This window comes from Pseudomonas sp. GLN_2 (assembly GCF_043106005.1).
Taxonomy (GTDB): domain Bacteria; phylum Pseudomonadota; class Gammaproteobacteria; order Pseudomonadales; family Pseudomonadaceae; genus Aquipseudomonas; species Aquipseudomonas alloputida.
In genome coordinates this window covers 1-11,595 of the sequence record NZ_JBICMC010000015.1, presented here as the reverse complement: position 1 = coordinate 11,595, position 11,595 = coordinate 1, and the positions used below count along the sequence as shown (strand labels likewise).

The 11,595-nt window shown below is 63.7% G+C and carries 9 protein-coding genes; 3 read left to right on the top strand and 6 right to left on the bottom strand.

The features are described from left to right. Positions 1–59: 59 nt before the first annotated feature. From ACF8Q6_RS04020 to ycaC, 4 genes are all read right to left on the bottom strand, one after another. Positions 60–2,042 carry an amidohydrolase gene (locus ACF8Q6_RS04020; protein WP_003253557.1) on the bottom strand — a complete coding sequence of 661 codons (1,983 nt, stop codon included), beginning with the start codon at positions 2,040–2,042 and terminating at the stop codon, positions 60–62. A gap of 198 nt (positions 2,043–2,240) precedes the next feature. Further along, on the bottom strand, positions 2,241–3,059 hold the full coding sequence (locus ACF8Q6_RS04015; RefSeq protein WP_003253555.1) for an alpha/beta fold hydrolase: 819 nt from the start codon (positions 3,057–3,059) through the stop codon (positions 2,241–2,243). Positions 3,060–3,099: 40 nt separating this feature from the next. Next, entirely contained in the window at positions 3,100–3,408 is a 309-nt protein-coding gene (locus ACF8Q6_RS04010) for a hypothetical protein (protein ID WP_003253554.1), read from the bottom strand. A gap of 117 nt (positions 3,409–3,525) precedes the next feature. Beyond that, positions 3,526–4,155, bottom strand: coding sequence for an isochorismate family cysteine hydrolase YcaC (ycaC, locus tag ACF8Q6_RS04005; RefSeq protein ID WP_003253552.1), 630 nt, complete (start codon positions 4,153–4,155; stop codon positions 3,526–3,528). 320 nt (positions 4,156–4,475) lie between these two features. Between ycaC and ACF8Q6_RS04000 the strand changes: the two genes are divergently transcribed. After that, the gene (locus tag ACF8Q6_RS04000; RefSeq protein ID WP_392494504.1) at positions 4,476–5,903 is read left to right on the top strand and encodes a mechanosensitive ion channel domain-containing protein; all 1,428 of its coding nucleotides are present in this window, start codon (positions 4,476–4,478) and stop codon (positions 5,901–5,903) included. A gap of 108 nt (positions 5,904–6,011) precedes the next feature. Here the strand turns inward: ACF8Q6_RS04000 and ACF8Q6_RS03995 are convergent, their stop codons facing one another. Beyond that, positions 6,012–7,298, bottom strand: coding sequence for an FAD-binding oxidoreductase (locus tag ACF8Q6_RS03995; protein ID WP_003253548.1), 1,287 nt, complete (start codon positions 7,296–7,298; stop codon positions 6,012–6,014). A gap of 157 nt (positions 7,299–7,455) precedes the next feature. Further along, positions 7,456–8,946 carry an aldehyde dehydrogenase family protein gene (locus ACF8Q6_RS03990; protein WP_003253547.1) on the bottom strand — a complete coding sequence of 497 codons (1,491 nt, stop codon included), beginning with the start codon at positions 8,944–8,946 and terminating at the stop codon, positions 7,456–7,458. A 135-nt stretch (positions 8,947–9,081) separates the two neighbouring features. Here ACF8Q6_RS03990 and ACF8Q6_RS03985 point away from each other — a divergent pair, with 135 nt between their 5' ends. Both ACF8Q6_RS03985 and ACF8Q6_RS03980 read left to right on the top strand, forming a co-directional pair. Then, the gene (locus ACF8Q6_RS03985) at positions 9,082–9,972 is read left to right on the top strand and encodes a LysR family transcriptional regulator (protein ID WP_019436537.1); all 891 of its coding nucleotides are present in this window, start codon (positions 9,082–9,084) and stop codon (positions 9,970–9,972) included. A gap of 203 nt (positions 9,973–10,175) precedes the next feature. Further along, positions 10,176–11,570, top strand: a complete 1,395-nt coding sequence (locus ACF8Q6_RS03980) for a VOC family protein (protein ID WP_003253544.1) — start codon at positions 10,176–10,178, stop codon at positions 11,568–11,570. Positions 11,571–11,595 lie beyond the last annotated feature (25 nt).

The window sequence follows — 11,595 nt, the reverse complement described above, 5'->3', positions numbered from 1 at the left end:
GCACTGAAGACACAAAAAAGGGGCCAGTTATTGGCCCCCGTTTTTCACATCAGCTCACCTTAGAAAGCGAAGCACGAACAGCCCAGCGCCCCCCAGAAGCCCTGGAAGTCATTGACCGGAACACTCGATTTACGCGCCTTGTCATGGCTGTGTGCATGCACCCCGCACGGCCCCGAGCACTGGTGCACCGCGGCTGCCAACGATGGCGTACCGACACGCCAGTGCCCAGGCACCTTGGTCACCGGCGACCACTCTGGCAGCACCGGCACCTGCGGCGGGCCAAGCTTGTCGAACTCGCCAGCACCGTACACCACCTTGCCATCAACGATGGTCAGCACCGACTCGATGCCCTTGATCGCCTCTTCATCGACACTGAAGAAGTCCAGCGACAATGCTGCCAGGTCAGCCAGCTGGCCCACCTTGATCTGGCCCTTCTTGCCTTGCTCGCTGGAGAACCAGGCGCTGCCCTGGGTGAACAGTTGCAGCGCGGTGTCACGGCTCAGGCCTTCCGGGTACAGCTCCATGCCACCGACCGTCTTGCCACTGACCAGCCAGTACAGTGAGGTCCATGGGTTGTAGCTAGACACCCGAGTGGCATCGGTACCCGCGCCCACCGGCACGCCCATCTCGAGCATGCGTTTGATCGGCGGGGTCTGCTCGGCGGCCTTGGCGCCGTAGCGGTCGACGAAGTACTCACCCTGGAAGGCCATGCGGTCCTGGATGGCAATACCACCGCCCAGCGCACGCACGCGCTCGATGTTCTGCGGGGTGATGGTTTCGGCGTGGTCGAAGAACCAGGGCAGGCCGTTGAATGGAATGTCGCGGTTGACCTTCTCGAACACGTCGAGCATGCGCGTGATCGATTCGTTGTAGGTGGCGTGCAGGCGGAATGGCCAGCGCTGCTCGACCAGGTGGCGCACCACCGGCTCCAGTTCTTCTTCCATGGTCTGCGGCAGGTCCGGGCGCGGCTCGAGGAAGTCCTCGAAGTCGGCGGCAGAGAACACCAGCATTTCGCCCGCGCCATTGTGGCGCAAGAAGTCGGTACCGCTGTGCAGCTTGACGCTAGAGGTCCACTTCTTGAAGTCGTCCAGTTCTTCCTTGGGCTTCTGGGTGAACAGGTTGTAGGCGATGCGCACGGTCAGCTGGTTGTTGTCGGCCAGCTCCTGGATCACCGAGTAGTCATCGGGGAAATTCTGGTAGCCACCGCCAGCATCAATGGCGCTGGTCAGGCCCAGGCGGTTGAGTTCGCGCATGAACTGGCGGGTGGAGTTGACCTGGTACTCCAGCGGCAGCTTCGGCCCCTTGGCCAGGGTGGCGTAGAGGATCATTGCGTTGGGGCGGGCGATCAGCATGCCGGTCGGGTTGCCGAACTTGTCACGCTGGATTTCGCCACCTGGCGGGTTCGGGGTGCTCTTGTCGTAGCCGACGGCCTTGAGCGCAGCGCGGTTGAGCAGCGCGCGGTCATACAGGTGCAACAGGAATACCGGGGTATCGGGCGCAGCCTGGTTAATTTCTTCCAGGGTGGGCATGCGTTTTTCGGCGAACTGGAATTCGTTCCAGCCACCGACTACCCGCACCCACTGCGGGGTTGGCGTGCGCGCAGCCTGGTCCTTGAGCATGCGCAGGGCATCGGCCACCGACGGTACCCCTTCCCAGCGCAGCTCGAGGTTGTAGTTCAGGCCACCGCGGATCAGGTGCAGGTGCGAGTCATTGAGGCCCGGGATCACCGTGCGCTGCTTGAGGTCGATGATTTGCGTGGCGGCGCCCTTGTGGGCCATGGCCTCGGCGTCGCTGCCCACGGCGATGAAGCGGCCGTCCTTGATGGCGACGGCGGTCGCGGTGGGCTTTTCGCGGTCAACGGTGTGCAGTTTGCCGTTGAACAGAATCAGGTCGGCGGTCATGGAACCTCCTTGGCTGGATGCGTGAGCGGAACCGGCTTGGCCGGTGAAGGGCAATGCGGACCAGAGCGCGCCAGCGGCACCGAGCACAGTGCTGGTGGCGAGGAACTGGCGACGGGTCTTGTCGTTGCGATCCTGGGACATAGGCTTCTCCGACTAGGGGCCGGCAGGGGACTGCGAAGCATGCCGGTTGATGCAAGGCCTGGGCTTGAATGGATGTGCGGTGGGTTGAAGAAGGTTAGTCCTGGTCAAGCTTTTTGCTGCCTGGGCCGCCCTCTTCGCGGGTAAACCCGCTCCTACAACGTCTGTAGGCGCGGCTTTACCCGCGAATGTTTCCCACAATTACCGCTGAAGGAACGCCAGCAGGTCCTCATTCAACTGCTGCGCATGGGTCACTGCAAAACCGTGCGGCGCCCCGGCATACACCTTCAGCTCGGCGCCGCGAATCAGCTCCGCCGCCTGCTTGCCAGTGGTCTCGAACGGCACGATCTGGTCGTCATCGCCATGGATCACCAACGTCGGCACATCGACCTTGGCCATGTCGGGACGGAAATCGGTCTCCGAGAAGGCCGTCACACAGTCCAGGGTGCCTTTGATTGACGCCATCAGCGCAATGTTCAGGGTCTGCGTCTGCACACCCTGGGACACCTGCTGCCCATGGTTCAGGCCGTAGAACGGCGTGGCGAAATCGGCGATGAACTGCGCGCGGTCGGCACGCAGGCCGGCCTGGATGCCCTCGAACACCGACAGGTCGACACCGTCAGGGTTGTCCTCACGCTTGCCGAACACTGGCGTCACCGCGCCCAGCAACACCAGCCCGGCCACCCGCTCGCTGCCGTGGCGGGCGATGTAGCGGCTGACATCACCGCCCCCCATCGAGAAGCCCACCAAGGTGACGTCGCGCAGGTCGAGGTGCTCGATCAGCTGGGCAATGTCATCGGCGAAGGTGTCGTAGTCGTAACCGTTCCACGGCTGGCTCGAGCGGCCGAAACCCCGGCGGTCGAAGGCGATGGCGCGGTAACCGCGGCTGGCCAGGAACTCCATCTGCGAATCCCACATGTCGGCATCCAGCGGCCAGCCGTGGCTGAACAGCACGGGCTTGCCGCTGCCCCAGTCCTTGAAATAGATCGAAGTGCCATCGCGGGTAACGAACGTGCTCATAGCGGTATCTCCTTGAAAGTGTCGAGATGAAGGCGTCGGCTCAGCCGCGCAGCCAGTTGGCGCAGCGACGGGTTACCCAAGGCATGATGTAGAACACCACGGGCAGGATGACGAACAGGTTGACGATCAGGTTGCCGGTGATCACGCCGCCCAGTTGCGGGAAGCGTGCAAACAGCGGCGCCAGCAGTTGCGGGATGACCATGGTCATCGGGCAGATCACCAGGTAGGTCAGCAGCGCCTGTTTCCAGCGCGGCGGTTGCGCTGCGGGGGTGCCCGGCGAGCTATCAAGCACCTTGTGTTGCAGGCATACGGTCACCACTTCGCGGTTGTCATGGAGTGCGGTGTTCATCGGCGTTCCTTGGGATGAGCTTGCCCGCATCCACTGTGCAACGGCGGACGGGCGCTGGATTGGATAGGTGTGCTGCCCTGGGCGGGCACCGATTGGCGGTGCCCGCGGCGTTTGCGCTTACTTGTTGGCGTTGAAGGCGTTGTAGCTGGTCATCAGGTTGCGGTAATCCGGGATGTGGTTGGAGCACAGTGCGGCCAGGCCTTCGATGTCGTTGCGCCAGTCGCGGTGCAGCTCGCAGGCCACGCCGAACCAGGTCATCAATTGCGCACCCGCCTGGCTCATGCGGTCGTGGGCGGCGTCGCGGGTCATGGCGTTGAAGGTACCGGAGGCATCAGTGACCACGAACACGTCGAACTCTTCTTCCAGGGCCGACAGGGCCGGGAAAGCTACGCACACTTCAGTCACAACGCCGGCGATGATCAGTTGCTTCTTGCCAGTGGCCTTCACGGCCTTGACGAAGTCTTCGTTGTCCCAGGCGTTGATCTGGCCAGGGCGGGCAATGTACGGGGCGTCCGGGAACAGGGCTTTCAGTTCTGGCACCAGTGGGCCGTTGGGGCCTTGCTCGAAGCTGGTGGTGAGGATGGTCGGCAGATTGAAGAACTTGGCCAGGTCGGCCAGGGCCAGCACGTTGTTCTTGAACGCGTCCGGCTCGATGTCGCGGACCAGGGACAGCAGGCCAGCCTGGTGATCGACCAGCAGTACGGCGGCGTCGTCTTTGTTCAGGCGGTTGTATTTGAAGTGGGTCATGGGGGTAGCTCCTAAGGGTTTTGATGTTCAGTAAGTTGGGTGTTTCGCGTTGATGGGAGAAGATTAAAACCATCACCTTTGGAGCGGTAGATAGCGGTTTTTGGCTTTAGCGTTCTGTTTTAGGAACGATAGATTGGCGTTGGTTTTGCTGCCTCTTCGCGGGCTCGCCCGCTCCCACAGGGATCGCACAAGGTTCAAAACCAGCGCTTTACCTGTGGGAGCGGGCAAGCCCGCGAAGGGGCCAGCACAGGCTTGCATTGCCTGCCCGGCAAACCTGCTCTATTACTACCCACAGCCCTCCCCTCACCCCCGAGACCACCATGCTGGCGTTCATCCAGTCGTCCCCGTTGTTGCTCGGTTGCGCCCTGATCCTGCTCGACCTCGTGCTTTGGCAACTGATCCCCATTCAGCGTCATGCCTGGCGCATCAGCGCGCGTCTGGTGATCTTCCTGCTGTTCAGCGCGGTGCTGATGGCCGCCGGCATGAGCCCGCTGCAACCACCGCCGTGGCCCGACGATCTTTCGCGCAACCTGATGGCCACGGTATTGGCCATCGGCTGGTGGCTGTTCGGTGCGCGCACGGTGACCGTGGTGTTCGGCCTGTTGCTGGTGGCCCGTGGCAGCCATGGCGGGCGCTTGCTGCAGGATGTGCTGGGGGCGTTGATCTTCCTCGCCGCCGTGGTCGCGGCCGCAGGCTACGTGCTGCAACTGCCGGTGAAGGGCCTGCTGGCCACCTCCGGGGTAATGGCCATCGTCATCGGCCTGGCGCTGCAGAGCACACTGGCTGACGTCTTCAGCGGCATCGTGCTGAACACCACGCGGCCCTATCAGATTGGCGACTCAATCTCCATCGACGGTACCGAAGGCAAGGTCCTGGACATCGACTGGCGCGCCACGCGCCTGCTGACCGGTACCGGCAGCCTGGCGGTGATCCCCAACTCGGTGGCGGCCAAGGCGCGGCTGCTCAACCACAGTCGCCCGGCCGATGTGCACGGGGTATCGATCAGCGTGGTGGTCCCGGCCAAGATGCGGCCCAAGCGTGTGTTCGATGCGCTGGAAAAAGCCTTGCAGGGCGTCAGTGCCATCCTTGCGACCCCGAAGCCGAAGGTGACGGTAAAGGCCTCGACTCTGGAGTCGGTGGAGTACGAGGCCAGCGGCTTCGTGGCCGATGCGGGCACCAAGGGCGATGCACGTAACCAGTTGTTCGACCTGGCGCACCGGCATCTGGAGGCCAGCGGGGTGATGTGGAACGTCGACCTGGCTGTGCCGCCGCGCAGCCGCCAGCGCGAGGTGCTGGATGAGGTTCGAGTGTTCCGCTCGCTAAGTGATGAAGAGCGCGATGCGTTGAGCCAGCGCATGACTGCAGTCGAGTACCTGGCGGACCAGGTGATCCTGGGGGTGGGCGAGCATTCCGATCATCTGCTGGTGATTGGCAGCGGTGTGGTATCGGCCTCGGTGCGCGACGGAGACAAGCGGCTGGAGGCCGGGCGCATGGGGCCGGGAGAGGTGCTGGGGATCGAGGGGATCATCGACGACGAAGACTCGCTGGCCGAATTCCGCACGCTAACCAGTTGCGTGCTGTACCGGATCGACAAGGAACAGGTGAAGAGCTGTTTGCAGCAGCGTGGCGAAGTGCAGGCGGCGTTGAGCAAGTTGCAGCGGTTCCGGCGGCAGAGCCGGGAGTCGTTGTTGTTGCAGAAGCCGACCCTGATCAAGAAAGGTGGCTTCCTCAGCTGGCTGCACAAGTAAGCCTGTGCTGGCCTCTTCGCGGGTACACCCGCGCCTACAAGTTGTCCACCGCCTGAAAGGGCTGTGGTGAACCTGTAGGAGCGGGTTTACCCGCGAAGAGGCCAGTACTTACAACACAACCCTCAGGCACTGCCCCGCGTGGTACAGCGAGAAGCCAGACTCGTAGAACGCCGTCCGCAGCGAAGGCGCGCTCACACCGCTCATCGGCGAAAACGGAATCGGCAGGCTGTCCGCCTCGCCCTTGAGCAGGAACTCGGCAAACGCCCGGCCAATCACGGTGCCGGTGGTATTACCGCGCCCGTTGTACCCGGTCACCGCCACCAACCCAGGCGCCGGCTCGAACAGGCGCATCAGGTGGTCAGGGGTGAAGTCGATGCATCCAGTCCAGTGCATTTCCCACTCGACCTTGCCCAGCTCCGGGTAGTAATGGCCCTGGATGCGGTCGGCCCAGCTGCGCACGAACCAGGCTGGCTTGTTGTCGACCCGGCCCAGGCTGCCGAGCAGCAGGCGGCCCTGATCGTCGCGGCGGATGCTGCTGAGCACGGTGCGGGTGTCCCACGAACCTTGGCCATGTGGCAGCACCTTGTCGGCTGCGGTGCCCTGCAGCGGTTTGGAGGCTACCTGATAGTAATAACCGCGGAAGAACTGCTTCTGCAGGTTGCTCCAGTCACCTTCGGTGTAGGCGCCGGTGGAAATCACCACCTTTTCGGCGCGCACAGCGCCACGCGCAGTCTTCACCCGCCAGCCATCCCCTTCACGCTCCAGGCCTTCGACCGAAGACTGCTGGAAAATCTTGCCGCCCAGGCGCGTTACGGCAGCCGCCAGGCCCTGGGTGTAGCCCATGGGGTTGATGGTGCCAGCACGGCGATCAAGCAGCGCAGCGGAAATCTTGTCGGTACCGCAGTATTCCTGGCACTGGGCACCGGTCAGCAGCTCGACGTCGGCACCTCGGCGGCGCCATTGTTCGTGACGCGCTTCGAGGTCGGCGATACCGGTGGCGTTGTGCGCCATGTGCAGCGTGCCTTTGTGCTGGGCCTGGCAGTCGATGCCGAGGCGTTCGATCATGGCGAACACTTCAGCCGGGGCTTCACCAAGCACCTTGTTCAGGCGGCTACCCTGCTTCTGGCCAAGGGTGGCCTCGACGTCGTCGGGGCGGATCCAGGTACCGGCGTTGACCAGGCCGACGTTGCGCCCGGAGCCACCGTGGCCGATCTTCCAGGCCTCCAGCACGATCACCGACTTGCCCTGTTCGAGCAGATGGATGGCCGCCGACAGGCCGGTAATGCCGCCGCCGATCACACAGACATCGGCCTTGTGCTCACCGGCCAGGGCCTGGGCGGCGACGGTCGGTTTGCTGACGTGTTCCCACAAGCATTGTTGACGCAGTTCGGACATGGCCGGCTCCAGCAATTTGTTCTTGTTGGGGCCGCAGGGCGGCCCTTTCGCGGGTAAACCCGCTCCTACAGGGGTCGGTGTCGCTTGGACGAACCCTGTAGGAGCGGGTCTACCCGCGAACCGGGGGCCAGGCCCCCGGCCATGCAGCATCAATCCATCAGTCGAACACGATACCCTGCGCCAGCGGCAGCTCGCGCGAGTAGTTCACGGTATTGGTCTGGCGACGCATGTAGCCTTTCCAGGCATCCGAGCCCGACTCACGGCCACCGCCGGTTTCCTTCTCGCCACCAAACGCACCGCCAATCTCGGCGCCGCTGGTGCCGATATTGACGTTGGCGATGCCGCAGTCGCTGCCCGAGGCGCTCTGGAAGCGCTCGGCTTCACGGATGTCGGTGGTGAAAATGCACGACGACAGGCCTTGTGGCACTTCGTTGTTCAGGCGCAGGGCCTCCTCGAAGTCGTCGTAGGCCAGCACGTACAGGATCGGTGCGAAGGTTTCGTGGCGCACCACGTCACTTTGCGCCGGCATTTCAGCAATGGCTGGCGAAACGTAGTAGGCGTTCGGGTACTGGTCGGCCAGCTGACGCTCGCCACCAAATACCTGGCCACCTTCGTCACGGGCCTTGGCCAGTGCACCCTGCATGGCGTCGAACGACTGCTTGTCGATCAGCGGGCCGACCAGGTTGTCTTTACGTGGGTCGCCGATGCGCACTTTGCCGTAGGCGGCTTTGACGCGGGCAACCACTTCGTCCTTGATCGAGCGGTGCACGATCAGGCGCCGCAGGGTGGTGCAACGCTGGCCGGCAGTGCCGACAGCCGAGAACAGGATGCCGCGCACGGCCAGGTCCAGGTCGGCGCTCGGGGCCAGGATCATGGCGTTGTTGCCGCCCAGTTCCAGGATGCTGCGGCCGAAGCGGGCAGCAACGCGTGGGCCGACTTCGCGACCCATGCGGGTGCTGCCGGTGGCGCTGACCAGCGGTACGCGCGGGTCGTCGACCATGGCTTCGCCAGCTTCACGGCCGCCGATCACCAGTTGTGCCAAGCCAGCCGGAGCATCGCCGAAGGCTTTCAGGGCTTTTTCGAACAACGCCTGGCAGGCCAGGGCGGTCAGCGGAGTCTTCTCGGACGGTTTCCATACCACCGAGTTGCCGGCCACCAGGGCCAGGGCGGTGTTCCAGGCCCACACGGCAACCGGGAAGTTGAAGGCGCTGATCACGCCGACCACACCCAGCGGGTGCCAGGTTTCACGCATGTGGTGGCCCGGGCGCTCGGAAGCGATGGTCAGGCCGTACAGCTGGCGCGACAGGCCAACGGCGAAGTCGCAGATGTCGATCATTTCCTGCACTTCGCCCAGGCCTTCCTGGGTGATCTTGCCGGCTTCGATCGAGACCAGCTCGCCGAGGTCGGCCTTGTGCTCACGCAGCACTTCGCCGAACAGGCGCACCAGTTCGCCACGGCGCGGAGCCGGCACACTGCGCCAGGCTTCGAAGGCGCTCTGGGCCTGATCGATGCGGGCGATGGTCTCGGCCTTGCCGAGCAGTTTCACCGAGGCGATCTGGCTGCCGTCGATCGGCGTGTGAACAGGGTAGTCGCCCTGGGTGTAAGCCTCGGCGGCAACGCCAAGGCGCTCGAGCAATCCAGCAACCATTTGTGCATCTCCTACATCGGTGATGGGGTGGAAAAATGATGTGGATCAGTATTAATCCGATCACATAGGTACAACAAACGACCTTTATTCCGCATATCATTCCGTCAGGTAATGATTTGAGCCGCAGAGACCGCTATGTCAAAACGCCTGGTACCCTCCATGACCGCCCTGCAGTGCTTTGAAGCTGCAGCCCGCCATCTGAGTTTTACCCGTGCCGCCGAAGAACTGCACCTGACCCAGAGCGCGGTCAGCAAGCAGGTGGCGCAGCTGGAAGACATGCTGCGCCACCACCTGTTCCTGCGCATCCGCCGGCGCTTGCAGCTGACCCCGGCCGGCAGCCTGTACCTGGCCGAGGTCAACAAAATCCTCACCCAGGTGGACATGTCCAGCCGCTACGTACTCACCTACGGCGAGCAGACCGAGATATTGAAGGTAGCCACTCAACCGAGTTTTGGCGTGCGCTGGTTGATCCCGCACCTGAAGGGGTTTGGCAAACGGCACGGCAATATCCACCTGGACATTCGCAATGAAATGGAGCCGTTCGCCCTGCTGCAAGGCTCGGCTGACGTGGTGTTCTTCTATGGCCAGGGCACCTGGCCGGGGGCCACTTGCGTGGAGTTGTTCCGTGAAGAGGTGGTGCCGGTGTGTGCGCCAGAGCTGCTGGCCGGGCGCAAGCTGGCCGGCGCCGAGGAGCTGGCCGAGCTGGTGCTGCTGCAAAGCACCTCGCGCCCGGAGGCCTGGCATGAGTGGTTCCTGGAGCAGGACCTGCAGAGCGTCAGCGCCTACCACGGGCCGCGCTTCGATACGTTCTATATGGCGTTGAGCGCAGCACAGGCCGGGTGCGGGGTAGCGCTGGTGCCGCGCTACCTGGCGGCGAAGGAACTGGCCGACGGTAGCCTGGTGGTGCCGTGGAACCATGCGATGCGCAGTGCCGGGGCGCACTATCTGGCGTACGCCGAACATGCGGCGGAGGTGCCCAAGGTGCGGGCGCTGGTGGAGTGGATCCACGAACAGCTCCAGGCTTGAGGGCCTCTTCGCGGCTAAAGCCGCTCCTACGGGGCGCTGCGCAAGACCCCAACCTTGCACGGTCCCTGTAGGAGCGGCTTTAGCCGTGAAACGGCCGTCGAGGTCGATCAAAAAAGGAATGACACACTCACTTTTTTTCGCTTGTGAGCAAAGTGCATTCCCAGCTTTCATGTAAGCGTCCGAACCCAACCAGGAAGCTAGCGATGCCCGCCAACGATTTCGTCAGCCCAGACAGCATCCGCGCGCAGTTCTCTGCCGCCATGTCGCTCATGTACAAACAGGAAGTGCCGCTGTACGGCACGCTGCTGGAGCTGGTGAGCGAAATCAACCAGCAGGTGATGGCCCAGCAACCCGAAGTGGCCGAGGCCCTGCGCTGGACCGGCGAAATCGAGCGCCTGGACCAGGAACGTCACGGCGCCATCCGCGTCGGCACCGCCGAAGAACTGGCCACCATCGCCCGCCTGTTCGCCGTCATGGGCATGCAGCCGGTCGGCTACTATGACCTCAGCTCCGCTGGCGTACCGGTGCATTCCACTGCCTTCCGCGCGGTGCACGAGCAATCGCTGCATGTCAGCCCGTTCCGTGTGTTCACCTCGCTGCTGCGCCTGGAATTGATCGACAACCCGCAGTTGCGCGAGCTGGCACAGAGCATCCTGGCCAAGCGCCAGATCTTCACCTCCCGCGCCCTCGAACTGATCGCCCAGTGTGAGCGCGAGGGTGGCCTTGACGCCGCGGATGCAGAGACGTTCGTGCAGGAAGCGCTGCACACCTTCCGCTGGCACCAGGACGCTACCGTCACGGCCGAGCAATACCAGCAGCTGCACGACCAGCACCGCCTGATCGCCGATGTGGTGGCCTTCAAGGGCCCGCACATCAACCACCTGACCCCGCGTACCCTGGATATCGATGCAATCCAGCTCGGCATGCCTGCCAAGGGCATCCCGCCGAAGGCCGTGGTTGAAGGCCCGCCCACCCGCCGCCACCCGATCCTGCTGCGCCAGACCAGCTTCAAGGCCCTGCAGGAAACGGTCGCCTTCCGCGACCAGCAAGGCCGCGAAGGCAGCCACACCGCACGCTTTGGCGAAATCGAGCAACGCGGCGCGGCGCTGACGCCGAAAGGTCGCCAGCTTTACGACAAGTTGCTCGACGCTACCCGCGCTGCGCTGGGTGGCGCTCCGGCCGAAGCCAATGCCGAGCGTTACATGGCGCTGCTGCAGGAAAACTTTGCCGAATTCCCGGATGACCTGGCGCAGATGCGTGAACAGGGCTTGGCGTACTTCCGCTACTTCGCCACCGAGAAAGGCCTGGCCGCACGCGACCAGGAAGGCCGCCCGACCACCCTGCAAGGCTTGATCGACGCGGGCCACGTGCACTTCGAGGCGTTGGTGTACGAGGACTTCCTGCCGGTGAGTGCGGCGGGGATCTTCCAGTCCAACCTGGGTGACGATGCGCAGGCCGAATACGGCAGCAACGCCAACCGCGAAGCGTTCGAAGCGGCGCTGGGGTTGCAGGTACAGGATGAGCTGGCGCTGTATGCGCAAAGCGAGCGCCGGTCGCTGCAGGCCTGCGCCCAGGCGTTGAACCTGGGCTCGATGTAAATCTGTACCGGCCTCTTCGCGGGCT